Origin of the sequence: Natrinema pellirubrum DSM 15624 (assembly GCF_000230735.2) — an archaeon.
Lineage (GTDB): Archaea > Halobacteriota > Halobacteria > Halobacteriales > Natrialbaceae > Natrinema > Natrinema pellirubrum.
The window spans coordinates 3,394,606-3,417,425 of sequence record NC_019962.1 but is presented as its reverse complement, the minus strand read 5'-3'; the positions used below and the strand labels follow the sequence as shown (position 1 = coordinate 3,417,425).

Below are 22,820 nucleotides of genomic sequence, written 5' to 3'. Positions count from 1 at the left end.
TTCTACAATCGGTCGCACGATGACCGAGGCGACGGATCCCGGACCCGACGGTGGCTACCGAACGGGTAGGCGGTGGCCTCCAGCCGAGAGTTTATACGACATTCCGCGGCCAAGCGGGGTATGTCGGACCACACCCGACGACCGCGACGCACGATCCTTCAAACGCTCAGTGCCCTGGGCATCGGGGCAGCCGCCACAGTGACGACTGCCAGTGCGGTTGACGACGCTCATCCCGATGCCGATGCTTCCCCAGCTCGTGGACGGCCGTCAACCGACGACGCGGCGACCGGTGATGAAATCGACGGCAGCGATCTGTACGTCGGCGTCGTGGATCGGATCGTCGACGGTGACCACGTCGTCCTCCTGCTCGAGGACGGTGAGGCGGTCGTCGACCAACTCGTGTTGCCGGCCGAACGATTCGACGGCATGGAACCGGACGACGTTTTCCTGACCGCCGTTATCGACGGCGAGTTACGCGCCCGCCGACGCCTGCCGTCGAAACCGACTGACTGTCACGACGACAGATTCGACCGCATTTCGGAGGAGTTGTAAGCCGGTTTCACGGTCGCTCCGATCCGATCGTCCCGGAACAGTCCTGCCGGTTGAGCGGTGTGAACTGCTCACAGGGCCGGAATCAGCAAGTCCAAGGCGTAATGCTTGGCGGCCCTTCGATCCGACCACGATGGTGGACACAGCGGACGCGTTCGGAATCGGATTGGATCGGCCTGGGACCACCAGCCTCCGTACCGCTTTCTTTGCCGTCTGGTTCGTCGACCTCGTCGCGACAGTGGGCTTTTTCACCGTCCCGTACGCCTACGAACTCAACCCCGTGACGGTCTTCCTCCACGATCTCTTCGGGCTCGCCGGTGTCGTCCTCGCCGCCGTCATCTACGCCGGTGCCGTGATCGCGATCGGCTACGTCCTCTCGAGGCCGTTCGACGTCGGCTTCGTCGTGGCCATCGTCTGCTGCTACGCCCTCTTCGCGAGCAACAACGTCGTCCTGTTGGTCTCCCGAGAACCGCTACTGACGCCGTTGATGCCGTGATCGGCATCGACTGTGGCAACCAGTCGTCACTCCGTTTCGGTTCCCCTCGAATCGCGGCCAGCCTCGGGAAACGCATATCCCCTGTCGCGCAGGCGGATCCAGTCCGGTGTTGCCAGTCGAGACAGTCGCCCGACCGTCACTCAAACTATTACAGATATATGACTGTCTAACTCGGCTGGCCGGGTGTCCCCTTTCGATGACCGCTTGATCGGCCGTACCGTACACGTAGTCGGCGAATACGATCGATTTCGCCGCTGCTGGCCGCTGTTTCACGGTGGGCCGATACACTGGCGATCGGTTCTCCAGAACCGAGCGATACCTGCGGCCGTTCGCCGTACTGCCCCACGTTGGTCCCGGGTTGTAACGGGGACTGATACCGTCCACCGACTCGGTACGGCCGATTCGACGAACACAGTTTGAATGTCTCATATCCGACTATACTTAGATACTACCAGAATTAACATACTACTGGCCCTCTATCGTTCTGGCGATTCGTGCGTGACTAAGGTGCTGATAACAGCCCTAAAACGGAAGTATTCGGCTCTTGACGCAAACAGTGTTTCTCACTGATGTGATTCAATCCGTTTCGAGATCGGAGACCTAAAACCGGTAGAGAAAACGCCATTCATTATTTAGCCTCCATAGAGCCCCTCTTTAGTTCCTGTGTCCTCGAGATCGGCGCCTCTTTCTATCTACCCTTTCGTAACTATCTCCAAATCTGGTATGATCGTACCACTCACGTGGTTCGGACTGCGGATCGTCGCGTTCGCGTGAGTGGTGCCTTGTGTTTTAAGCGGCCACAGCTGTCGCTCAGCGACAATGGGATCTTCCACCGGCTCACGTCCGTCGCCTCGAGACGCGGTCCGGTCGCGCTCTCTGTGTGGCTCGAGGAATCGCTCGCCGCAACCGTCTAGATCGACTCGGAGTCATATCGGAGACGGACGGTCCGGTCACAACTGCGGCTGCTATAGCACAGGTCCTCGTGGCAGCATGTACGCATGACTTCCGGGGTCGATCGTCGTTCCGCCGCTTACGGCTCTCTACGTTCGCGTTGTTCGCAGTAGAAATGGGCTAACTCGGATTTGAACCACCGGAAGACGTTCCGGGTCGCTCACTTCGTTCGCTCCCGGACTGTGACTTCCGTCATTCAAATCCGAGTCGGATTCCATATTTGCGGCTCGCGGAGTTGCTCGCCGCAAAAGTATGGGCCAACTCGGATTTGAACCGAGAGCCTCCACCTTATCAGAGTGGCGCTCAACCTAATTGAGCTATTGGCCCGCGTCCGTCCTTCGCACTCAGTAGTTGCTCGGTGGGACGTTTAAGCGTTTCTTTCTTCCCGACCCGTGCGAACCGCTACCGAGCGAGGGGATCGTCCTCGTCGTCGCCGTCGTCCGGCCGCTCGTCCTCGAAGTCGATCGTGTAGGCGTCCTCATCGTCGACGCTGTAGGCGTCCTCACCGAGGTCGTAGGTTCCGCCGTCGCTCGAGTCGGCGGCCTCTCGAGTCGGGTCCTCATTGGGGAAGCCGAACGTCCAGACCCCGCCGCTTGCGAATCCGCCGGTCTTCTTGTCCGCGTAGGGGACGACCACGTACCGTTTGAGTGCCATTCGGATCGGAACCCGGGTCAGCGGGACGGCCAGCAGGAATCCGAGCAGGTCGGTCACCAGTCCGGGAGTCAGCAGAAAGGCTCCGGCGGCGATCAGCAGGCCCCCGTCGAGCAGTTCGTTCGTCGGGGGCTTTCCCTGAGCCAACGATCGCTGCATCTTCCGAATCGTCCGCCGGCCTTCGGCGCGGACGAGGAGCATGCCGACGAGGCCGGTCAGGACGACGAGCAGTATCATCCCTACCCAACTGAGCGCCTCGAACTGGGTGACGATCACCGCGAGTAACACGGCGTCGAGAAACGGGATGAGCAACAGCGCGAAGATCCACCGGAGCATACCACGATCTAGCCGCCGACGGGTGAAAATCTTTTACTCTCAGTCAGGAACGGAATCGCGGCCACCGGCGGGCCGATTGCGACACGCGAACGAAGGGCTTACGCCCGCGACTCCCGTCGCTCCGGTATGGACGATACGACCCGCGTCGAGTGGCGCGAGTGGGGACAGGCGGCCTTCGACGAGGCCGCCGAGGCCGACCGCCCCGTCTTGCTCTCGCTGACCGCGACGTGGTGTGACCACTGCCACGAGATGGACGAGGAGACCTACGCCGAGCCCCGGATCGCGGCCAACCTCAACGACAGTTTCGTTCCCATCCGGGTCGATGTCGACCGGTACCCGTGGGTCCGCGACCGGTACAACATGGGCGGCTTTCCGTCGACGGTCTTTCTCGCCCCGAACGGCGAGGTCCTGACCGGCGCGGGCTATCTCGGCCCCGACGGGATGCGTCAGGTCTTGGACAGCGTCCGGACCATGTGGGAGACGAAAGGCAGCGGTGCGGCCCGCGTTCCCCGGCCGCTGCGGGAGGACAACCCGCCGGCCGGCGAACTGACCGCCGAGATCGAACAGGGGATGCTCGGCCATCTCACCGACACCTACGACGAGACCGCCGGCGGCTGGGGCCAGAGCCCGAAGTTCCCCCTGCCCGACGCGCTGGAGTTCGCGCTCAAACGCGACCGTGAGATGGCGCTTCGCTCCTACGACGCGGTCAGTGCGAACCTGTTAGACGAGTACGACGGCGGGTTCTACCGGTTCGCGACCGATCGGGACTGGTCGGGACTCCAGCGCGAGAAACTGCTCGACTCCAACGGCGCGTTGGTGCGGGCTTTCGCCAACGCCTACCTGCTGACCGGGAAAGACGAGTACCGCGACCCCGCCGCCGACACCATCGACTACCTGACGACGACGCTGTGGAACGACGAGGTCGACGCCTTCGCGAACAGTCAGGCCCCGGGCGACGCCGACGCCCACAGTCTCGACGCGACCGACCGCGCGGCCGCCGACGAGCCGCCGGTCGATTCGGGCGTCTTCGCCGGGCCGAACGCGCTGGCGATCGACGGCCTGCTGACCTACTACGCCTACACCGACGACGAACGGGCCCGCCGCTACGCCGAGCGCGCGCTCGAGACCCTCCGGACGGACCTGCTCGCAGACGGCGTCGTCGCACACGCACGCGAGGACGCGATCGAACGCGACGAGGCGCTCCCCTTGCTCACCAACCAGGCCCGCGCGTTGACGGCCCTGACGACGGTCGCGAGTACCCTCGAGACGGACGCGCTCGCGGACGCGACCGCGGTCGCCGACGCGACGATCGAGCGGCTCCACGACGGGGATTCGTTCCTCGACGGCCCCGCCGAGGGCGTCGGGCTCTGTGATCGCCCGCTACGGCCGCTGGACGCCAACGTCGCCCTCGCGGACGCGTTGATCGATCTGGCGGTGCTGTCCGGCGAGGACCGATACCGCGAGTACGCACGGGAGGCCCTCGAGGCCTTCGCAGGGGCCAGCGAGCGCTTCGGCGTCCAGATCGCCCAGTACGCGACGGCGACCTCCCGACTGCTCGAGGGCCCGCTGGTGATTCGCGTTGGCGACGACCCCGGCTCGGACCTCCATCGGGCGGCGCTGCGGATGGCCGACCACGAGAAGGTGGTCGTCCCCGATGCCGACCGCGAGTCGGGGACGGCGCGGGCCGAACTGGGCGAAGCCGTGTCAGCCACTGCCGAAACTCCTGCCGAGTTGAGCGACGCGGTCCAGCAGCTTCTCGACTGACGTTCGGTCCCCTCGCGGCCGACGCCATCGAAACGCCAAACTACCACAGTGTTTATGTCTCTTCAGCGGGTTGCTCTCGGACATGGCCAGTCTCAGGGATCTCGGGCTCTCCGAGTACGAAGCTCGAGCTTACCGATCGCTACTCAACACCGGCCCCACAACGGCCAAAGAGTTGTCCCGGGCGAGCGACGTCCCGATGGGCCGGATCTACGACGTGTTGAACAGCATCGAACAGTACAATCTCGTCCGCAGCCAGACCGCCAGCCGGCCGAAGAAGTACGTCGCCGTCGAGCCCTCGACGGCGCTGGATCGGCTGCTCGAGGACAAGAAACGCGAACTCGAGGAGAAGGCCGATCAGTACGAGTCGATCGTCGACGACCTGGCGGACGAACTCGACGCGGCCGAGCCCGTCGAGGAGCAGTTCTGGACCGCCGCGGTCGGCCCCGAGGAGACGAAGGACCTGCTCCTGGAACGGCTGGCGGCCGCCGACCGCGACATCGTGATGGTCTCGTCGCACCCGTCGCCGCAGTGGGACATGCAGGCCGCCAGCGAGGAGATCAACGCCCAGCTCGAGGACGCCCTCGATCGGGGCGTCTCGGTCGATCTGTTGATGACGCGGGAAATGGTCGGCTCGATGTCGGAGGAAGTGGGGCGGCGCTACCGGGAAACCCTCCAGCAGCGAGATGACTTCGACGTCCGCACGAACGATGACATCACGGGCTCGTTCAACATCATCGACGGCGTCGAGGTCTGCATTCAGGTCCCTAACCCACTGTCCTCGGGCGAGGCCTTCGCCATGATCGATCTGAAGGATCCGGAGTTCGCCGCGAACGTCCACGAGGAGTTCGTCCCGCGGTGGGAAGAAGCCGACCCGCTCGAGTTTTAACGGTCGATCTCGTCGCGCAGCGTCCCCAGCTTGACGACTCGCTCGGCGTGGGCGTTGTGCTGGTGGATCGACTCGTCGTTGGATTGGCTCATCGTGATCACCGCGTCGTCGTCGAGGTGGTCGAACTCGTCGACGACGCCCTCCGCCAGCGCGCGCACACAGTCCTCGACGAACTTCGCGTCGGCGTGGGCCGCGTAGGTCATGTGGTCCTCGTCGGGCCGTTTCGCGAGGTTGTAGATCCGCGCGCTCATCGAGTCCCGGGCGATGTCGATGATGTCGTTCAGATCGACTTCAGGGTCGCCGCTGGCCTCGACGGTCAGCGTCGCGTGCCCTCGCTGGGAGTGGCCCGGCTGCGGAACTCCCTCTAAGAACTCCGTGATCGTCTCCTCCTCGACGCCTAAGTCCTCGAGGGTCTCCTTCGCGCGGGCGGCGGACATCCCCTGCGAGCAGGGACAGACGGTCATCCCGGTGACCGTCGCGCCGATCTCCTCGCGAGTCCCCTCGTCGGTCGCCGTCGCCGAGGCGACGATGTCGACCGTGTGTTGGGTCTCGCGGTCGCTCGCGGGGGTCTGCTCGCGGCGCATGAACTCCGCTTCCATCGAGACCTCCGCCTTCGAGGTGTAGTCGTGTTTCTCGAGCAGCCGTTCGGCGGCCTCGCCACAGACTTCCTCGACGCCGTAGGCCTCCTCGCGGGTCGCGTCCTCGAGGATCTCGTCGATGACCTCCATGTTGCGGCTCATGTCGGCCCCTTTGCGCCAGCCCGGTAGGTCGACGAAGACCTCGAACTCGGCGGTGAGGACGATCGGTCGTTTGCCCTCGCGGGCGATCTTGACGAGTTTGTCGACGCCGGTGACGCCGACCTGGCTCAGGCCGACGGTGACGTCGGGTGACGTGGCCTGCACGTCCGGCAACTGATGACTCATTGGCCGCATTCAGGGCAGCGGGCGATTCAACCTTTCGGAACCGGGGGTCGCTTGCGCCCCGGTGCCGACGGCGGCTCGAGCCGTCGTTTCTTTAAGTATCTCTGGTCACAAAGTGGAGCTATGACGGGAAGTCGGCGGCCGTTCTCCGGGTGTTCCGTTCGGCAGTTGCAACGCTCCGTCCGAGCTATCGCGATGCCTGGGGTTCGTTCTTTAAGTACCTCTGGTCACAAGGTGAAGCTACGAAGGGCATTCGTCACCCGGTCTTCTCGCGGTGTCGTTCTCACCGGCCTTGAGCGACAGCTATGACTACCGTCTCGGCAGCCGTCCGTACGACCGTCGACGACCACTTGACGACGATCGAGCGAGACCGCGACGTCGCGATCCCGTTGGCGGTCGCCCGCGGCAGCCACGCGTGGGGTGCGGCCAGTCCCGACAGCGATTACGACGTGGGGTTCGTCTTCGTTCCGACCGACCTGCGTCGATACGCCCACCTCGAGGGCCCGCCGGAGACGGTCGTCGAGGAGTACGGCGAGTTCGAGTATCAGGGCTGGGACGCCCGGACGTTCGCGCGCCTGCTGGCCGACTCCAACGACGGGGCGATCGACCTGCTCCGGAGCCCGATCCGTTATCGGACCGCGTTCGACCCCGCGGCTCTCAGGGCGTACGTCGAGCGGACGTACAATCCGATGGACCTCTATCACGCGTGGCGGGGCATCGCGACGAGCAACTACCGGAAGTACCTCTCGCACCACCTGGTCCGGAGCGACGACGAACTCTTTCCGATTCTGGAGGCGCGCGACGGCGAATACCTCGTCGAGACCGACGACGGGACGACGACGGTGGCGGCCGACGACGACCGCTTTCGGGAAACCCAGACGAAGCCCACCGTGAAGCGAAACCTGACGATTACCCGCGCGGCGATGGCCGCGCGGTACCTGAAGACTACTGGGGACCAAGGCGACCACGACCTGCCCGCGCTCGAGTTCGAGTCGTTTCTCACCGAGCAAGCGCCCGCCGTCTTCGACGCCGACCGGATCGAACGGGCTCGAGACCTCCTCGAGCGAAAACGAGCCGGCGAGGGCGGCGAACGGGTCGGCGACGCCGTGGGTCGGTCGTTCGCCCAGCCGCCGCGGGAGATCGATCCAGACGTTCACGCGCGGGCCGGCCCCGATCCGGCCCGACTCGACGGGTTCGTCGACGACCTGATCGCGGCGGTCCGATAGCTTGCGTCGGCGTCGTTCTTTAAGTGTCTCTGGTCACAAGGTGAAGATACGACGGGAGACCGGTTCTTCTCGGGTCTGGCTCACTGGGTAGCGACGCGTCTCGTCGGCCTCAGTCGCCCAGTCCTGTGACTCGGCGACCACGATTCTGATTTCGAATGGGGCTCGAGCGGGGCCATCGACGACTGAGCGTGATCGCAACCGACGGTTCGTTCTTTAAGTGGTTCTGGTCACAAGGTGAAGCTACGAAGGGCTTTTCGCGAACCGCCACCACCCTCGAGCGACGGCGTTGCTCTCCGAGCCGGCAGTGAACCGTCCGCTCGAGTTTCCGCCCGCCCGGGAAAACCTGTTAGCGGACCTGTCAGTCCGTCCAGCCGATCGATCCGACGGAGCGAGCCTTTTTCACGCTCCCTCTCCGAGCGACAGACGATGCAAGACGACGGTGCCGACTCCGGTCCAGCTACCGAGCCAGTCGCGGCCGAGACCGACGGCTCCCACGCCGATCCGGACGGCGAGCGCCGCCTCGAGACCCGACCCGGCTCCGGCTCGCTCTCGCGGGCGGACGTCCAGCGCGACTCGACGGTCCGCCAGTGGGGCGTCGTCACGCCGAGTGCGACGGTCATCGGCCGGGCGGAGTCGCCCGACGCCGACCTCTCCGAGAGCGTGCGCCGTCTCCACGACGAACAGCACGCGGCCACGCCGGGCTACAGCGAGCGTGCCCACCACCTCGATCGACTGCGGACCACGCAGGCGCTGTGTAACGCCTTAGAGGTGACGCCGTGGCAGCGCGATCTGGCGCTGGGGGTCATGGACGAGATCGATCTCACCGAGTTCGGTAGTCAGCGCGCCATCGAGAAGGTGGCGCTGGTGGTGATCCGCCACGTGGTCGACGTCGACCGGAAGCAGTACTTCGGGCTCGACGAGATCGACGCGCAGGCGCTGTCGGCCGACCGCATGGAGGAGCTGTTCGCCCAGTACCGGGCCCACGATATCACCGACGAGGAGACGTTCGAGCGGCTCGCAGCCGACTACGGGCTGGATACGACGAGCCTGAACCGGCTCCGTCGCGTCCTGAAGGAGCAACTCGAGGACGAGTTGCCGGCCTACGGCCGCAATCCCTACCGCGATCCGAACCTGCCGGACGCGACCGAGACCGGCGACGCATCGCCGTCCGAATCGGAGTCGTAGGCGGCGTCCGCTGGACCCCGTTCGTACTGTCTCTCCGGCCGCGGCCTGAGCCGCGGCCGCCGCTGCCGGGGACCGGCGACTTTTCCCTCTCAGAACCCTACCGGTGGTATGACCGACGCTGACACCGGCCCGACTACCGAGACGACCGATCGTATCGAAATCTACGCCGACTACGTCTGTCCGTTCTGTTATCTGGGGACCCGCTCGCTCGCCCAGTACCGCGAGGGCCGCGACGAGCCGCTTGACGTCGAGTGGCACCCCTTCGACCTCCGACGCGGGAAGCGAAACGCGGACGGCTCGATCGATCACGACGTCGACGACGGCAAAAGCGACGAGTACTACGAGCAGGCCAGACAGAACGTCCGCCGGCTGCAGGAGGAATACGACGCCGAGATGGCCCAGGAGATCGCGACCGACGTCGACTCCTTCGACGCGCAGGTCGCCTCGTGGTACGTCAAGGGGGAGTACCCCGAGCAGTGGGGGGCATTCGACGAGGCGATCTACACCGCCCTGTGGCAGGACGGGCGTGACATCGGCGACGTCGACGTGCTGGCCGATCTCGCCGACGACTGCGGACTGCCGGTCGACGAGATCCGCGACGCGGTCGCCGACGACGGCATCCGGGCGGAACTCGAGGACCTGTTTGCGGAGGCCCAACAGACGGGCGTCACCGGCGTTCCGACGTTCGTCTCGGACGGCCACGTCGCCCGCGGCGCGGTGCCGCCGGAACACTTGGAGCGACTCGTCGACGGCCAGTAGTTACTCGAGTTTGTCGAGGCCGTCGAAGAAGTTGGCCTGCGGGCCGACGAGCGTGACGGGATCGGCCGCGGGCGTTACCGTCACCGTCGCTGGCGGCTCGAGGCGCTGTCTGTTGCGGCCGTCGCTGATCGCGTAGGCGGTGTCGGCATCGGTGACCGTGAGGCTGATTTCCGTGTCCGGTTCGACGACCAGCGGCGGCATCGACTCGGCCGCGGCCATCTGCGTGACGATGACGGCGTCCGTCGCGGGGTGGACCAGCGGCCCGCCCTCGCTCAAGTTGTAGGCGGTCGAGCCCGTCGGGGTCGCGACGAGGACGCCGTCGGCGTGGCTCTCCGCGTACGATTGGCCGTCGACCCGGATCTCGATCGTCGCACCGCCGCCGTGGCCGCGTCGCCGCCCGTGGACGACGATCTCGTTAAGCGCGGGCGCGAGCGTCCAGTCCTCGTCGACGCCGGTCGCCCGGAGCCGCGCCAGTTCCCGGCCCTCGACGCGGCCCGTCCGCGCGATGTCCGCGACGACATCGGTGACGACGTCGACGGCGTTTTCGGGGGCGACGGCATTGAGAAAGCCGACCTCACCGAGGTTGACTCCCATGATCGGCACGGGGCTGACCTCGCGGGCGACGAACAGCAGGGTCCCGTCGCCGCCGATGCTTACGACGAGATCGCGATCGTCCATCGAGTCGACCGGTACGGGGGTCGCCGCGATCGCCGCGCCCGTGGCCTCGTCGACGACTGCGCTCGCGCCGGCCGCCTCGAGTGCGTTGACGAGGGCGGCGGCGAGGTCCTGTGCACGCTCGTTGTCGCGCTGGGCGACGATTCCGACGGCGACGTCCATCGGCGGCGGCTACCCGCCGCTACGCCAAAAACCCACGCTTGTCCGGCCAGCGGCAACAAGCTTAATCCGGATGGAACGATTCCGGTCAGGTGAACCCCTGCGACGACCCCGTCGCAGTGTCCAGTATGGCGTCGGCGTTCCCGTCTCCCACCGGCGATCGCAGTCGACACCAGCGACCGCTTTCTCCGAGGGCCGCGCTCGACAGGTGGTCCCCGTGAACGACGACGCGGACGATCCGGACGACGACTGGTTCGAGCGCGCGCTCGACGACGAGGCCGATGCCGCGGGCGACCCGGACTCGAGCGCGGGCGACGATCCGGCGGCCGTGGACGACGACACCGGCGACTCCACTCCCGAGGACGGCGACGAGTCCCTCTTCGAGGAGGACTTCGGCTCTGCCCTCCACGATACTGACGCCCCGGCTATCGACGCCGACGTCGGCCCCGGGACCGACGGCCCCGAGGGGTTCGACGCCCTCGATTTCGTCCTCGGCGGCGACGAACCCGACTTCGACGAGGCGGTCGACTCGGATCTCCCGCGACTCGACCTCGGGATCGAGGGACTCGACCGAATGATTCAGGGCGGCATCCCGGAGCGGTCACTGCTCGTCGCAATGGGCAGCGCCGGCACCGGCAAGACCACCTTCGGCCTGCAGTTTCTCAACCACGGCCTCGAGCAGGGCGAACGCGCGGTCTTCATCACGCTCGAGGAGAGCCGCGAACGCGTGATCAACAGCGCGACCGAGAAGGGGTACGGCTTCGACGAGTACGTCGCTGACGGCCAGCTGGCCGTCGTCGACGTCGATCCCATCGAGATGGCAAACAGCCTCGCCTCGATCCGCAACGAACTCCCCGCGCTCGTCGAGGAGTTCGACGCTTCGCGGCTCGTCCTGGACTCGGTCTCCCTACTCGAGATGATGTACGAGGACCGCGCGAAACGCCGCAACGAGATCTACGACTTCGCCCGGAGCTTGAAGGAGGCGGGTGTCACCGCCATGTTGACCAGCGAGGCCTCCTCGGAGACTGCCTACGCCTCGCGGTACGGAATCGTGGAGTATCTCACGGACGCCGTCTTCGTTTTACAGTATGTCCGTCCCGACGATTTCCGGGAAACGCGGCTGGCGATCGAGATCCAGAAGATCCGCGACGCGAACCACTCCCGGGAGAAAAAGCCCTACGAGATCACCGGCGAGGGGATCTCGGTCTACCAGCAAGCGAACCTGTTCTAATGATAGTTTACATATCGGCACATTCAATCTGAACGGTACAGACGTTCATGGGCCGGTAAGTGCCACTTATCGATGTGTTCAAGCCCCATACTTTTGCGGGCGGGAACCGGATATGCCCGTATGGCGCAACGGACGACGGCCGACGAAACACTGCCACGGGAGGAACTCGCGGCCTACCTCGAGGAACTCGCCGCGGAGTTCGAGGGCGAGAGCGAGGCGGTCTCGATACGGGTCGGCAACAAGAACGTGTCGCTCAATCCGCCACACAACATCGACGTCTCGGTCGAGACGGTCGAGCGGTCCTCGATGCTGCGGGGCGACCGCGAGACGGTCGAGATCGAACTGAGCTGGAAACCCTAATATGGCTGCCGCAGACTCGATCCTGATCTTCGTCCTGAGCCTGCTGGTCGGGACGATCGGTATCCTCGCTGGCGCGCGGCTGGTGTTGGACAGGGACGCGAGCTTCGTCAACGCGGCGGTCACCGCCCTCATCGGGGCGGCCGCCTGGGGGATCACGAGCTTCTTCGTCGGCTGGATCCCCATCCTCGGCGTGGTGCTGATGCTGGTCATCTGGGTCGGCGTGATCAACTGGCGCTACCCCGGCGGCTGGGGGTCGGCGGCCGCGATCGGCTTCGTCGCCTGGATCGTCGCCGTCGGCATCCTCTATGCGCTGGCTGCCGTCGGCTTCGTCACCCCCGACGCGCTCGGCATTCCGGGCATCTAGAACGTCCGCCCGGATCGCGTCGGATTTCCCGTCGCCGGGGACGGAGGGAAACCCCTTTTTCCGTCCGGGCGAGTGGTCCACCTAGACAGCAATGTACGAGACGATCCTGCTTCCGACGGACGGCAGCGACCACGCGGCGACCGTCGCGGCCCACGCCATCGACGTCGCGGCCACCCGTGACGCAACCCTCCACGTCCTCTCGGTCGTCGACGACCGTGCCTTTCTCGTCCTCGACGACAACCGCGTCGAGCAGGTCCGCGACGACCTCGAGGCGACCGCCCGCGAAGCCGTCGACGAGGCGGCGACCCGTGCCGCCGACCGCGGCGTCGAGACGACGACGGCCGTCGACACCGGGAACCCCGCCGAGTGCATCGTCGACTACGCCGCGAGCGAGCCCGTCGACCTGATCGTCATGGGGACCAGCGGCGACGAGTACGAACGGAACGTCGTCGGTAGCGTCTCCCAGCGGGTCGTCCGCGAGGCCCCGGTCCCGGTCACTACGGTCGGCCCCGACGTCTGAGCCCCGGCCCGCCGATGGTCGTCCGGGGGCGGTCCGAACCGCGCCCGAAACGGTCGGCATAATTACACACGGTTTGATATATACCCCGTCGCTAGTCCTTGAGAGATGCGTCGCTCGATCGTCATCGGAGCGGTACTGATCGTCCTCGCGTTCGTGTTCGTCGGCGGCCCCTCGGTGTTGCTGTCGCTGTCATCCGACCAAACCGCGGCCGGCGGACCCACGGACGGGGAATCGAAGCCGACGCCGGAGTTGGTCACGCCCGAGGACTCCGAGAGTAGCTTCTGGGAGTATCTCAGCCCGCGAAAGGGCTTCCAGAAGCGCAGTCCGGTCAACGTGATCGTCCGCGGCGATACCGAAGACGTCGAGCGAGTCCTGACCGAATCCGACGGCGGCGACTGGTCCGAAGTGAACGAGTCGGAGGAGGTAGCCCTCCCCGATACGTACGCGATTACCGCCGGCAACGAGTCCGACAACGAGACGGACCCGATCGCGGATCCGGGAGCGAACGACACCGCGGGTAACGTGACCGCCAACGACACCGAGAACGCAACTGCCAACGACACCGAGAACGACTCGTCCGATCGCTCGGGCGTCCTGCCGAACCTCAACTGGGGCCAGGCCGACGGCGGCACCCGCTACGCCTACGTCGATCCCGGCGAGAACGAGAGCGGCTACTGGACGACCGAGACGCGCCAACTCGAGGACGGCACCTACTACGGCCAGCGCTATCACATCCGGCTCTACGAGAGCCCCAACGAGGACGACGACTGGGTCGTCATGCAGACCCACTCCGAACACTTCGACTGGTTCACCCTCCGCCATCGCGTCCACGGTTCACAGGACGCCCAGACGAAACTCGAGCAGGACTTCATGGAGCATCCGGGCGTCGATGTCCAAGACGACGTCCGCCGGATCTACCTCGATAACAGCAACTCCGTCGACGCCGACGGCTGGGCGACGCTCGTCGAACTCGCCGGGCTGATCGTCGTCCCCACGCTGGTCGGCGTCGGAACCGGACGCCGTCGCCCCGAGGCCGGCGGGAGCGCCGAGGGATCGACCGAAGAGCGGGTCGCGCGGCACACCCCCCATGCGATCGACGATCACCTGACTGACGTCGACCGCCAGCGACTCGCCGCCGCCTACGACCGCCTCGAGGCCGGACACGTCCTGTTGGTCCTGGCTATCCTTGCGCTGTTCCTGGGGGTCCGGATGGGCGGACTCGTCCTTGAGCGCCGAGCCACGTCGCTGACGCCCCATCAAATCGCTGCGATCCTCTATCCGGTGATCGCGATTGGGATCCCGACCGCGACGTACCTGATCGCACGCGGGCTCACGCGGCGACTCGACGCCGCCGTCATCGCCGCGGGCTCGCTTGCGGCCGCCATCTGGATCGATTACGGCTGGCTCGGCATCACCGCCCTGCCCGTCGACGTCGTTCTCCAGCGGATGCTCGTCGTCGTCGCGCTCGGATTGATCGCCGGCGGCGCGGCCAAACGCGCCGCGCGCAGTTCGAAGTTCAACGACATGCTGCTGGTCGGCTCGGCGATGTGGGTGCTGGTACTGGCCGGCACGCTGTTTGGCTACTTCTGAGCGCGCTTCCGGTCGTTTTTCGACCCGACAGTGACCCTCTCGCCCGTTCGAGGGGGAGCGTCCTGTGCCGAGACCTTAAGTCCTTCCGCCGTCGTTACCAACATGACATGGCAAGCCCCACCCGCCAGCGCGAACGCGATCCTGAAACGACAGAAAAAACGCAGGAATCGGAGCGCGAGCGGGTGTGTGACGAGTGCGACGGCGGGACACTCGTCAAAAGCGAGGACCAGGGCGAACTCGTCTGTGACCAGTGCGGCCTGATCGTCGAAGGGAGCAACATCGACCACGGGCCGGAGTGGCGCGCGTTCAACCACTCCGAGCGCCAGAACAAGTCCCGGGTGGGCGCGCCGACGACCCAGACGATGCACGACAAGGGCCTGACGACCGCCATCGACTGGAAGAACCAAGACGCCTACGGCCGCTCGATCTCCTCGGACAAACGCAGCCAGATGCGCCGCCTGCGCAAGTGGCAGGAACGCATTCGGACCAAAGACGCCGGCGAACGGAACCTCCAGTTCGCTCTCTCCGAGACCGACCGGATGGCCTCCTCGCTGGCCATCCCCCGCTCGGTCCGGGAAGTCGCCTGCGTCATCTACCGTCGAGCCCTCGACGAGGACCTCATCCGCGGCCGCTCGATCGAGGGCGTCGCGACCAGTACCCTCTATGCCGCCTGCCGGATGGAGGGCATCCCCCGCTCGCTCGAGGAAGTCGCCGCCGTCTCCCGCGTCGAGCGCAAGGAGATCGGCCGCACGTATCGGTACATCGCCCAGGAACTCGGCCTCGAGATGGAGCCGGTCAACCCCAAGAAGTACGTCCCGCGCTTTTGTTCGGAACTCGAACTGTCCGAGGAGGTTCAGGTCAAGGCCAACGAGATCATCGACGTCACGACCGAGAAGGGGCTGCTCTCGGGCAAATCGCCGACGGGCTACGCCGCGGCCGCGATCTACGCTGCTTCCCTGCTCTGTAACGAGAAGAAGACCCAGCGCGAGGTCTCCGACGTCGCACAGGTGACCGAGGTCACGATCCGGAATCGGTATCAGGAGCAGATCGAAGCGATGGGGATCCACGAGTAAGGCAGTCGGTCACCGTCCTGTTGTCGCTTTCTTCGACCAGTAACCGATTCTACGAAACGTCGATACAGTGGCTCGAGGGCCATTATATCGAAGAAATGCGCCGGCCGGGAATTGAACCCGGGCCGCGAGCTTGGGAAGCTCGAGTCCTACCACTGGACCACCGGCGCACTACGCTCACTTCGTTCGCTTGTGCGCCGAGGATCGCAAATCCGTCGGATTTGCTCACCACCGGCGTCACTCACGTCGACACTCGAGCATACCCACCGGTCCCACTTCAACGTAGCGCTCTCGAGCGAGTCCGACGACCAGCCAAAAGAACCCGGTCTCGAGTTGCAGGATCTGCGGACCATCCGACCTCCTTACCGATCGGCCGTGGTAGCGAGGGACGCGCCGAGACAGTGTGTCCGGGTTGGGGTAGTGGGCATCCTTCGGCCCGTCTCGGCTGCGACGCGCAGTTCGTTTCTCGCACCCGGACCTCCCGCGTTCGATCACCACAGTCGGCACACTGACTGTTCAGTGACGATGATTCCGGCCCATCGAAACCCAACGTCCGGTCACTTCTTTCCGGTTAGGCGAGCCTATTAGGTCACCGCAGTCGTACCCTCATGTATGATCGATCTTCGGTTTTCGGAGTCGGAACTCGAGCGGCGGCACGAACACATCACGTCCTTTATCGACGATCAGGTCGCGGCCGCGGGGGCCGACGGTGTCGTGCTGGGCCTTTCGGGCGGGATCGACAGCACGCTGACGGCGTATCTCGCCGTCGAGGCGATCGGCACCGAGAACGTCCACGGGCTCGTCCTCCCCGCGACGGTCAGCAGCGAGGAGAACATGAGCGACGCCGAACGGGTCGCCCAGGATCTGGGGATCAGCTACGACGTCCTCGAGGTCGAGCCGATCGTCGACGCCGTGCTGGCGGCCTACCCCGAGGCCGAGGGCGACCGCGAGGCGGTGGGCAACGCCCGTGCGCGCGTCCGGGCGGTTCTGAACTACCTCGTCGCCAACCACGAGGAGCGGCTGGTCCTCGGGACGGGCAACCGGAGCGAGGCCGCGGTGGGTTACTTCACGAAGTACGGCGACGGTGCGGTCGACTGTCATCCCATCGGCAACCTATATAAGGGGCAGGTCCGCCAACTGGCCCGCCACGTCGGCGTCCCCGAGGAACTCGCCGCCAAGACCGCCACCGCGGAGCTGTGGGCCGACCAGACCGACGAGGACGAACTCGGAATCAGCTACGACACCCTCGACTCGATTCTGGCCACCCACATCGACGGCCCGCTGTCGGTCGCGGCGACCGCTCGACTGCTCGAGGTCGACGAGGACACGGTCGAACGGGTTCGCGGCATGTACGAGGGCAGTGCCCACAAACGCACCGCGCCGCCGGCTCCGGAGCCGCTGGACTGATTACGGTTCCCGGTCTCGCCATTCGTCCTCGAGCAGCCCGTACCAGTGGGTGTCACGGTACTCCCCGTCGACGAACTGGAACTCTCTGCTGGTTCCTTCGCGAACGAACCCGACCGACTCGAGGAGTCGCTGGGAGGCCTCGTTGAACGCGAACACGCGGGCCTGGACTCGGTGGAGGCCCAGCTGGTCGAAGGCGTACGCAACCAGCAGTTCGGTCGCCTCGGTGCCGTACCCCTGCCCGTGTTCCTCGGGATCGATCCAGTAGCCGATCTCACCGCGGCTGGCCTCCCAGTCGATATCGCGAACGGCGATCGTCCCGACCGGCTCGCCGTCGGCGGTAATCAGCAGGTGGACGCCATCGTCACCACACACCACCTCGTCGAAGAACTCCTGTTCCTGTGTGCGGTTGATCGGACGAGAGCCGCCGATCGGTCGCCAGATCGCCGGATCGTTGATCGCGTCCCGCAAGTACTCGAGGTCGTCTTCCTCGATCGGTCTGAGATCGACCCTCTCGCCGGGGAGGAACGTCGAATCGGGCATGGTCCCGGATCTCGTCACATGGAGAAAAAGATTATGGACTGCTCACATGTCTCGTCACTCGAGCAGCGCGTCGACGTCGTCGGCGTGGGCGGCCACGAGGTCGGCGAAGGCCGCGGCCTCGCGTCGCTCCTGGGTCGCGCGCTCGCCGTCGTCCCGGAGCCGACGCTTGAGAACCGCCAGCGCGTCCGTCGCGTTGTCGGCGATCTCCGCGGCGACCGTACGGGGTTCGTCCTCGATCCGCGATATCAGACCCATTCGCAGGGCTTCCTCGGCGTCGATCGACCGTCCCGAGAGCGCGAACTCGAGGGCGTCGCCCTCGCCGAGGACGCGGGGCAGCCGGACGGTCCCGCCCCAGGCCCCGAACAGGCCGAAGCTGACGCCGGGTTCGCCGTAGGTCGACTCGGGGGTTCCGACGCGGACGTCACAGGCCAGCGCGAGTTCGAGGCCGCCGCCCCGTGCGGGGCCGTCGATCCCCGCAACGACGACTGCGGGCGAATCCTCGATCGTTCGGGCGACCCGCTGTCCCAGCCGCGCGAACTCGGCCGCGCGGTCCCGATCCCCATCGAGGGCGGCAACCTCGTTGAGATCGGCACCAGCGGAAAAGGCCGGTCCGCGCCCGCGCAGGTAGATTACGGGCTCGTCGGCATCGGCGACCGCCGCTTCGAGGGCCTCGAGCCCGTCGACGGTGAGTGCGTTGCGGGCTTCAGGGCGGTCGATCGTCACGGTCCGAATCCGTCCGTCGGCGTCGATGTCGATCATGCCAGCAGTCGATCCGGCGTTTCCAAAGGTCTTTGCCTCCCCCGTCGTAACCCCCCGCTAATGGACAAGGCCGACAGCTGTCGGCGTGCCGCCGCCGAGGCCGTCGCGGACGTCGAACCACCACAGCTACACGAGTATCTCGGATCCGTTCTCGATCGAGCGTCGATGGTACCCGCGACGCTCACGCTCGAGAGTGCCGCCGCGATGGCGGCCGAGGGCCACGTCTTCGACGAACAGTACGATCACGGGGTGGCCGACGAGACGACCGCCGATCGGAACCGTTCTTCCGGCAGTGACCACGACGTCGTCACCCACGCGGCCGGCGTCCAGCTCATCTACGAGGGGCTTCGACTGACGCGGGCGCTCGCCCACGACGAACCCTGGACGGCCGGCGACGCCGACGCGGGCGAGGCCGACCTCGAGATCCTGGCCGCCGACATCCTCGTCGCGCGGGGCTTTTACCTGCTGGCTCGCACCGAGGCCGCCGGCACGGCCGTCCGCACCGTCCAGTCGTTCGGCCGCGATCAGACTCGGCGGGCCGACCTCCCAACGGATGACGATCCCGACTCGACCGCCGCGATCGACGACGACCCCACGGCGATCGACGCCAACCTCGAGCGCGACGTCCTCGAACTCGCGGTCCGTACCGGGGCCGTCGCCGTCGGCGAGACCCCCTCGCCGCGACTGCTGGCCCTCGCCGAGGATCTGGCCGACGCCGCCGGCACCTCGTTTCCCGCCGTCGAGGACTGTCTCACCGATCTCGGACCGTCGGTCTCCGACCGCTCGCTCGAGGACCACGCGACCGACCGGGCCACGTCGGCGACCGACCCCTGATCGGCCTCGAGACTCCGAGACGGCACCGCGACACACCGACGCATGGCTCCCGTGGATCGAAACGCATAAAGACATCTCCGATCAACGAAGAAGTACGCGCCTGGGTAGCTTAGCGGTAAAGCGCGTCCTTGGTAAGGACGAGAGCCCGGGTTCAAATCCCGGCCTAGGCTTTTCGTTTTCGTCGCCTCGAGTCACCGAGCCCTAGCTATCGGGTTCGAGTCCTGATCAGTGTGGGATCGGATGATCCTCCTCGAGGAGCGTCGTCGACACCGGGCCGTTCTCGGCGAACTGCAGTTGCACGGCGCTTACGAGTACGGTTGCGATCGCAGGCAGTTCGGTATTGATCGTTCCGCCGGTGTCTCGTGTTGGTGTCTCGAATGCCCGTTTGTACGTCCTGTCAGCAGCCGGTTTCGTACGACTTCGTGCGCGCACACGGCGATAGCAACAGTGTCGACTGGTGTCCGCGTGTCGGACGGCGTAAAACGAAAAATCGATCGGACGGCGATCAGCGGTCGGTCAGCAGGCGTCGCAGGATGTCCCCGTAGGCGGGGCGGGTGATGAGGACGCCGATGAACACGCCGAGGATGGTGATGATGGCGAACCCGCGGAGATCACCGAGGCTCAGTACCGCGAGCGGCGAGAGGGCGACGACGGTCGTCGCGGCGGCGGCCCCGATGACCCAGAACGCCTTGCGGAACCGCGATTGGAAGACGCGTTCGGAGCTGACGTCGCCCTCGTCCATCACCTCGTCGGCGATGATCACGAGGTCGTCGACCCCGGTCCCCACGACGGCGATGAACCCGGCGACGTGGGAGAGATCCAGCGGCATGCGTATCAGCGCCGCGAAGCCAAGCAGGATGACCACCTCAGCGATGGCCGTGACGATCATCGGCAAGGCGACGCGGGTGTCGGTGTATCGGGCGTAGACGACGCCGCTGACGGTGAGGACCGAGAGCAGTCCGATCAGCAGCGAGTACTGTTTGAACTGGTCGGCGTGGCCGGGTTCGATCGAGTAGACCTGTTCCTCACTGAAGTCAAGCGGTGCGCGCAGGCTCCCTGCCCGGAGGTTGACCGACAGCGATTGGGCCTGTTCCTGGCTCGGTGCGCCCATCTGGAACGTCGGGTCGTTCTCCCAGCTCCCCTCGTTCATCGGGTTGGCGAGATCGCCCATCGAGTGGGCGTCGACGACCTCGTCGTCCACGACGGTCAACAGACAGTACTGCTGACCGTCGTGATCGAAGTCGACGCTCCCACTGTCACCGCTGAGGCTGCACTGTCCCTGTCCCTCGGTCGTGAATCCCAGATCGACCATCTGCTGTTGGAACCCCGGTGCGGCGTCCTCGCTGACCTGGACGGGAACGAAGTAGCCCGAGCCGCGCGGGTTCTGTTCCGGCGGGTCGACCTCGACGATGTCTTCGCCCCGCAGGACTGTGTCGTTCGTCTGTGTCCCGTTCTCCGGATGGTAGGCGACGACCTTGACCTGGCCGCGTTCCGAGAGGATGGTCCGGAGTTCGTCGGCGTCCATGTTGGGGACCTCGACGACGATGTAGTGGTCACCACTTACTGTCGTCGACTCGTAGGCCGTCCCGCCCGAGAGGCCCGCGGCGTTGATCTTCGTCTGGATCGTCCTGATCATATTGTCGCGGGTACTCTGGGTGACGCCATCGCGGATGTCGTCCTCGGTGGCGTCGATGTCGGCCGTCTGCAACGCCGCGGCGAACTCCGACTCGCTGACGTTGTCGTTGAACACCTCGGCGGTGACGGTCCCGTCGTCCTGAACGGCGACGCTGACGTCCGCCTGATCGAGATCGAGTTCGCTCTGGAGCGTCGACTCGATGCCGTCGATCCGCTCCTGATCGACTGTCCCGTCGTCGCTGACCGCGCCGGTGTCGATGTCCTCCGCGGTCATGCCGGCGACCGGGACCCGGATCCGACTCCCGCCCTCGAGCCCGAGCCCGAACTCGAGGTTCGTCGGGCCGCTGTCGACGCTGTCACTGGCGAGGCCGTCGTCGGCGACGATCCCGCCGGGGATAAAGAGCGCGACGACGGCGAACACGAGGAATGCCCCGAGCAGGAGGACGCGCCAGTTGCCCTTGATGGCGCCGATCGGACTCATGAGCGGACCCCCTCGAACTTGTACCAGCGAAGCAGGCTCAGGTTCAACATGTAGGTGTTCAGCAGGTCGGCGGCGAGGCCGACGAACAGGATGATCCCGATCGATGCCAGCAGGCTGATCCCGAAGAGGGACGCCGAGACGCCCATGACGAGCATCGCGACCATCGACGTGACCGTCATCGTGACGCCGGTCCGCATCGCGCGGTGGGTACTCTCGTAGAAGTCACCGCTCCGGCGCAGGACGTGGTTGTTCAACAGGATGTCGGAGTCGACGGAGTACCCGATGAGCATCAGCAGGCCGGCAACGGTGCCAAGCGAGAGCGGGATGCCGGCCAGCCGCATGAACGCGAGCGGGATCACGAGGTCGGAGAACGCGGAGATGACGATCGCGATCGAGGGCACGAACGTCCGAAAGAGCAGGAAGGCGATCGCGCTCATGCCGACGAACGCGATGACGAGCCCGAGCATGGCCGTCTGCTGACTGTCCTGGCCGAAGCTCGCTGACGTCGACGACACCGACTGGACGACCGCGGCGCTGCCGTCTTGCTCGAGATTGCCCTCGGCCTGATCGCTCAGGGCCTGCGAGTCAGTCGACGAGAACTGGACGATGTACTGGTTCTCGCTTCCCGTTCCGGTCACGGACTCGGGCGTTTCGTCGAACGCCGCGCCGATGTTGCCTTCCGCCGTCGTCGTCTGGACGGTCAGTTCCGTCCCGCCGGCGAAGTCCATGCCAAGCGGCACCGGCGTTCCGTACGCAAGGAACGCGCCGCTTAACACGAGCAGTGCGACCGCGAGAACCGCCAGCGGAACCGCTGCGAGCTGGCGATTACTGTACCGGGTGTAATCGATCTCCGGTACGTCGAAATACCCCATATACCGGACTACTTACAGCCCCGCGAAGTAAGCCTTCTCAATTCGACCCGGGCGAGCGGCCGATCGGACCGTGGTCAGTCCGGCAGGTAGCGGACGCTCAACACGCCCTCGTCGGCGGCCGACCGGACCTCGACCCGGACCGCCTCGAGCCGGGCGGCCCGAGCGATCGTCTCCTCGTCTTCGAGGACGTCGTCGGCGGCGGCCGCGACCTCGTCGCCGGGAACCCGGAACACGTGGATCTCGCCGGTACCGGCCCGCTCCTCCTGGACGAGGTCGCCGATCTCGGCGTCGGCCGCCAGCTCTTTCTCGTAGGTGGTCGGCTCGAGGTCGCTGTCGACCAGTTCGATAGAGCGCTGATCGTCGACCTCGATCACCTCCCAGGTGACTTCCATCGGCGGCTCGGGAGCGACGGTCGCCTCGAGGACGTCGTGGACCTCGAGGTCAGGGTTGGACGCGAGGGTGTGTACCTGTGCGGTCTGGACGTCGCGGACGACCGCCGAGTCGGGCTCGGCGTGGGTCACGACGAACGTGCCGGTTCGTTCGGTCATGGACGCTCGTAGCCGACGGATCGGTTTCCGGGTTTCGGCTTCCGATCACCGG

The 22,820-nt window shown here is 65.9% G+C and carries 24 protein-coding genes and 3 tRNA genes; 16 read left to right on the top strand and 11 right to left on the bottom strand.

Annotation, left to right across the window (positions count from 1 at the left end; translation table 11 throughout):
* Positions 1-120: 120 nt before the first annotated feature.
* On the top strand, positions 121-552 hold the full coding sequence (locus NATPE_RS16640; protein ID WP_006182753.1) for a hypothetical protein: 432 nt from the start codon (positions 121-123) through the stop codon (positions 550-552).
* 130 nt (positions 553-682) lie between these two features.
* Complete coding sequence (locus NATPE_RS16635) at positions 683-1,045, top strand: hypothetical protein (protein ID WP_006182752.1); 363 nt, start codon at positions 683-685, stop codon at positions 1,043-1,045.
* 1,204 nt (positions 1,046-2,249) lie between these two features.
* On the opposite strand, the gene NATPE_RS16630 is transcribed toward NATPE_RS16635, so the two are convergent.
* Both NATPE_RS16630 and NATPE_RS16625 read right to left on the bottom strand, forming a co-directional pair.
* Positions 2,250-2,323, bottom strand: a tRNA-Ile gene (locus NATPE_RS16630).
* 75 nt (positions 2,324-2,398) lie between these two features.
* Positions 2,399-2,983, bottom strand: coding sequence for an FxsA family protein (locus NATPE_RS16625; RefSeq protein ID WP_006182751.1), 585 nt, complete (start codon positions 2,981-2,983; stop codon positions 2,399-2,401).
* Positions 2,984-3,109: 126 nt separating this feature from the next.
* On the opposite strand from NATPE_RS16625, the gene NATPE_RS16620 reads away from it, so the two are divergent.
* Both NATPE_RS16620 and NATPE_RS16615 read left to right on the top strand, forming a co-directional pair.
* A complete protein-coding gene (locus tag NATPE_RS16620; RefSeq protein WP_006182750.1) occupies positions 3,110-4,747 on the top strand; it encodes a DUF255 domain-containing protein in 1,638 nt (545 codons plus the stop codon).
* 82 nt (positions 4,748-4,829) lie between these two features.
* Positions 4,830-5,633 carry a TrmB family transcriptional regulator gene (locus tag NATPE_RS16615; protein ID WP_006182749.1) on the top strand — a complete coding sequence of 268 codons (804 nt, stop codon included), beginning with the start codon at positions 4,830-4,832 and terminating at the stop codon, positions 5,631-5,633.
* Here NATPE_RS16615 and mptA read toward each other — a convergent pair.
* On the bottom strand, positions 5,630-6,556 hold the full coding sequence (gene mptA, locus NATPE_RS16610) for a GTP cyclohydrolase MptA (RefSeq protein ID WP_006182748.1): 927 nt from the start codon (positions 6,554-6,556) through the stop codon (positions 5,630-5,632). The two genes, NATPE_RS16615 and mptA, sit on opposite strands and share 4 nt — an antisense overlap.
* A 302-nt stretch (positions 6,557-6,858) precedes the next feature.
* Between mptA and NATPE_RS16605 the strand changes: the two genes are divergently transcribed.
* From NATPE_RS16605 to NATPE_RS16595, 3 genes are all read left to right on the top strand, one after another.
* Positions 6,859-7,779, top strand: a complete 921-nt coding sequence (locus NATPE_RS16605; protein ID WP_006182747.1) for a nucleotidyltransferase domain-containing protein — start codon at positions 6,859-6,861, stop codon at positions 7,777-7,779.
* Positions 7,780-8,205: 426 nt separating this feature from the next.
* On the top strand, positions 8,206-8,964 hold the full coding sequence (locus NATPE_RS16600; protein ID WP_006182746.1) for a hypothetical protein: 759 nt from the start codon (positions 8,206-8,208) through the stop codon (positions 8,962-8,964).
* 108 nt (positions 8,965-9,072) lie between these two features.
* Entirely contained in the window at positions 9,073-9,723 is a 651-nt protein-coding gene (locus tag NATPE_RS16595) for a DsbA family oxidoreductase (RefSeq protein ID WP_006182745.1), read from the top strand.
* Here NATPE_RS16595 and NATPE_RS16590 read toward each other — a convergent pair whose 3' ends face one another.
* On the bottom strand, positions 9,724-10,560 hold the full coding sequence (locus NATPE_RS16590) for an NAD(+)/NADH kinase (protein WP_006182744.1): 837 nt from the start codon (positions 10,558-10,560) through the stop codon (positions 9,724-9,726).
* 205 nt (positions 10,561-10,765) lie between these two features.
* On the opposite strand from NATPE_RS16590, the gene NATPE_RS16585 reads away from it, so the two are divergent.
* From NATPE_RS16585 to NATPE_RS16560, 6 genes are all read left to right on the top strand, one after another.
* Positions 10,766-11,788, top strand: a complete 1,023-nt coding sequence (locus NATPE_RS16585) for a KaiC domain-containing protein (protein ID WP_006182743.1) — start codon at positions 10,766-10,768, stop codon at positions 11,786-11,788.
* Between the two features lie 120 nt (positions 11,789-11,908).
* Complete coding sequence (locus tag NATPE_RS16580; RefSeq protein ID WP_006182742.1) at positions 11,909-12,148, top strand: amphi-Trp domain-containing protein; 240 nt, start codon at positions 11,909-11,911, stop codon at positions 12,146-12,148.
* 1 nt (position 12,149) lies between these two features.
* Entirely contained in the window at positions 12,150-12,512 is a 363-nt protein-coding gene (locus tag NATPE_RS16575; protein ID WP_006182741.1) for a hypothetical protein, read from the top strand.
* A gap of 91 nt (positions 12,513-12,603) precedes the next feature.
* Positions 12,604-13,032: a universal stress protein gene (locus NATPE_RS16570; RefSeq protein WP_006182740.1), complete on the top strand. Its 429-nt coding sequence runs from the start codon at positions 12,604-12,606 to the stop codon at positions 13,030-13,032.
* Between the two features lie 105 nt (positions 13,033-13,137).
* Complete coding sequence (locus NATPE_RS16565) at positions 13,138-14,622, top strand: hypothetical protein (protein ID WP_006182739.1); 1,485 nt, start codon at positions 13,138-13,140, stop codon at positions 14,620-14,622.
* 107 nt (positions 14,623-14,729) lie between these two features.
* Positions 14,730-15,695 carry a transcription initiation factor IIB gene (locus NATPE_RS16560; protein WP_006182738.1) on the top strand — a complete coding sequence of 322 codons (966 nt, stop codon included), beginning with the start codon at positions 14,730-14,732 and terminating at the stop codon, positions 15,693-15,695.
* A 96-nt stretch (positions 15,696-15,791) separates the two neighbouring features.
* Here NATPE_RS16560 and NATPE_RS16555 read toward each other — a convergent pair.
* A tRNA-Gly gene (locus tag NATPE_RS16555) sits at positions 15,792-15,862 on the bottom strand.
* A 442-nt stretch (positions 15,863-16,304) separates the two neighbouring features.
* On the opposite strand from NATPE_RS16555, the gene NATPE_RS16550 reads away from it, so the two are divergent.
* Positions 16,305-17,099 (top strand): NAD+ synthase, encoded by a 795-nt coding sequence (locus NATPE_RS16550; RefSeq protein ID WP_006182737.1) that lies wholly within the window; start codon positions 16,305-16,307, stop codon positions 17,097-17,099.
* Here the strand turns inward: NATPE_RS16550 and NATPE_RS16545 are convergent, their stop codons facing one another.
* Both NATPE_RS16545 and NATPE_RS16540 read right to left on the bottom strand, forming a co-directional pair.
* Entirely contained in the window at positions 17,100-17,639 is a 540-nt protein-coding gene (locus NATPE_RS16545) for a GNAT family N-acetyltransferase (protein WP_006182736.1), read from the bottom strand. It lies immediately after the preceding gene.
* Between the two features lie 54 nt (positions 17,640-17,693).
* Entirely contained in the window at positions 17,694-18,398 is a 705-nt protein-coding gene (locus NATPE_RS16540; RefSeq protein ID WP_006182735.1) for an enoyl-CoA hydratase/isomerase family protein, read from the bottom strand.
* A 60-nt stretch (positions 18,399-18,458) separates the two neighbouring features.
* Here NATPE_RS16540 and NATPE_RS16535 point away from each other — a divergent pair, with 60 nt between their 5' ends.
* Together NATPE_RS16535 and NATPE_RS16530 are read left to right on the top strand one after the other, a co-directional pair.
* Positions 18,459-19,232, top strand: coding sequence for a DUF7114 family protein (locus tag NATPE_RS16535; protein WP_006182734.1), 774 nt, complete (start codon positions 18,459-18,461; stop codon positions 19,230-19,232).
* 98 nt (positions 19,233-19,330) lie between these two features.
* A tRNA-Thr gene (locus tag NATPE_RS16530) sits at positions 19,331-19,402 on the top strand.
* Positions 19,403-19,457: 55 nt separating this feature from the next.
* Here the strand turns inward: NATPE_RS16530 and NATPE_RS16525 are convergent.
* The 4 genes from NATPE_RS16525 to NATPE_RS16510 form a co-directional block, all read right to left on the bottom strand.
* Positions 19,458-19,664, bottom strand: coding sequence for a hypothetical protein (locus tag NATPE_RS16525; protein ID WP_006182733.1), 207 nt, complete (start codon positions 19,662-19,664; stop codon positions 19,458-19,460).
* Between the two features lie 73 nt (positions 19,665-19,737).
* On the bottom strand, positions 19,738-21,348 hold the full coding sequence (locus tag NATPE_RS16520; RefSeq protein WP_006182732.1) for a preprotein translocase subunit SecD: 1,611 nt from the start codon (positions 21,346-21,348) through the stop codon (positions 19,738-19,740).
* The gene (secF, locus tag NATPE_RS16515) at positions 21,345-22,220 is read right to left on the bottom strand and encodes a protein translocase subunit SecF (protein ID WP_006182731.1); all 876 of its coding nucleotides are present in this window, start codon (positions 22,218-22,220) and stop codon (positions 21,345-21,347) included. Before secF ends, NATPE_RS16520 begins: the two co-directional genes overlap by 4 nt.
* A gap of 74 nt (positions 22,221-22,294) precedes the next feature.
* Complete coding sequence (locus NATPE_RS16510) at positions 22,295-22,768, bottom strand: DUF5812 family protein (RefSeq protein ID WP_006182730.1); 474 nt, start codon at positions 22,766-22,768, stop codon at positions 22,295-22,297.
* Positions 22,769-22,820: the final 52 nt, after the last annotated feature.

Coding starts and splice junctions, on each gene's coding strand:
- NATPE_RS16640 (WP_006182753.1), top strand. CDS start 121: ATGTCGGACCACACCCGACGACCGCGACGCACGATCCTTCAAACGCTC.
- NATPE_RS16635 (WP_006182752.1), top strand. CDS start 683: ATGGTGGACACAGCGGACGCGTTCGGAATCGGATTGGATCGGCCTGGG.
- NATPE_RS16625 (WP_006182751.1), bottom strand. CDS start 2,983: ATGCTCCGGTGGATCTTCGCGCTGTTGCTCATCCCGTTTCTCGACGCC.
- NATPE_RS16620 (WP_006182750.1), top strand. CDS start 3,110: ATGGACGATACGACCCGCGTCGAGTGGCGCGAGTGGGGACAGGCGGCC.
- NATPE_RS16615 (WP_006182749.1), top strand. CDS start 4,830: ATGGCCAGTCTCAGGGATCTCGGGCTCTCCGAGTACGAAGCTCGAGCT.
- mptA (WP_006182748.1), bottom strand. CDS start 6,556: ATGAGTCATCAGTTGCCGGACGTGCAGGCCACGTCACCCGACGTCACC.
- NATPE_RS16605 (WP_006182747.1), top strand. CDS start 6,859: ATGACTACCGTCTCGGCAGCCGTCCGTACGACCGTCGACGACCACTTG.
- NATPE_RS16600 (WP_006182746.1), top strand. CDS start 8,206: ATGCAAGACGACGGTGCCGACTCCGGTCCAGCTACCGAGCCAGTCGCG.
- NATPE_RS16595 (WP_006182745.1), top strand. CDS start 9,073: ATGACCGACGCTGACACCGGCCCGACTACCGAGACGACCGATCGTATC.
- NATPE_RS16590 (WP_006182744.1), bottom strand. CDS start 10,560: ATGGACGTCGCCGTCGGAATCGTCGCCCAGCGCGACAACGAGCGTGCA.
- NATPE_RS16580 (WP_006182742.1), top strand. CDS start 11,909: ATGGCGCAACGGACGACGGCCGACGAAACACTGCCACGGGAGGAACTC.
- NATPE_RS16575 (WP_006182741.1), top strand. CDS start 12,150: ATGGCTGCCGCAGACTCGATCCTGATCTTCGTCCTGAGCCTGCTGGTC.
- NATPE_RS16570 (WP_006182740.1), top strand. CDS start 12,604: ATGTACGAGACGATCCTGCTTCCGACGGACGGCAGCGACCACGCGGCG.
- NATPE_RS16565 (WP_006182739.1), top strand. CDS start 13,138: ATGCGTCGCTCGATCGTCATCGGAGCGGTACTGATCGTCCTCGCGTTC.
- NATPE_RS16560 (WP_006182738.1), top strand. CDS start 14,730: ATGGCAAGCCCCACCCGCCAGCGCGAACGCGATCCTGAAACGACAGAA.
- NATPE_RS16550 (WP_006182737.1), top strand. CDS start 16,305: ATGATCGATCTTCGGTTTTCGGAGTCGGAACTCGAGCGGCGGCACGAA.
- NATPE_RS16545 (WP_006182736.1), bottom strand. CDS start 17,639: ATGCCCGATTCGACGTTCCTCCCCGGCGAGAGGGTCGATCTCAGACCG.
- NATPE_RS16540 (WP_006182735.1), bottom strand. CDS start 18,398: ATGATCGACATCGACGCCGACGGACGGATTCGGACCGTGACGATCGAC.
- NATPE_RS16535 (WP_006182734.1), top strand. CDS start 18,459: ATGGACAAGGCCGACAGCTGTCGGCGTGCCGCCGCCGAGGCCGTCGCG.
- NATPE_RS16520 (WP_006182732.1), bottom strand. CDS start 21,348: ATGAGTCCGATCGGCGCCATCAAGGGCAACTGGCGCGTCCTCCTGCTC.
- secF (WP_006182731.1), bottom strand. CDS start 22,220: ATGGGGTATTTCGACGTACCGGAGATCGATTACACCCGGTACAGTAAT.
- NATPE_RS16510 (WP_006182730.1), bottom strand. CDS start 22,768: ATGACCGAACGAACCGGCACGTTCGTCGTGACCCACGCCGAGCCCGAC.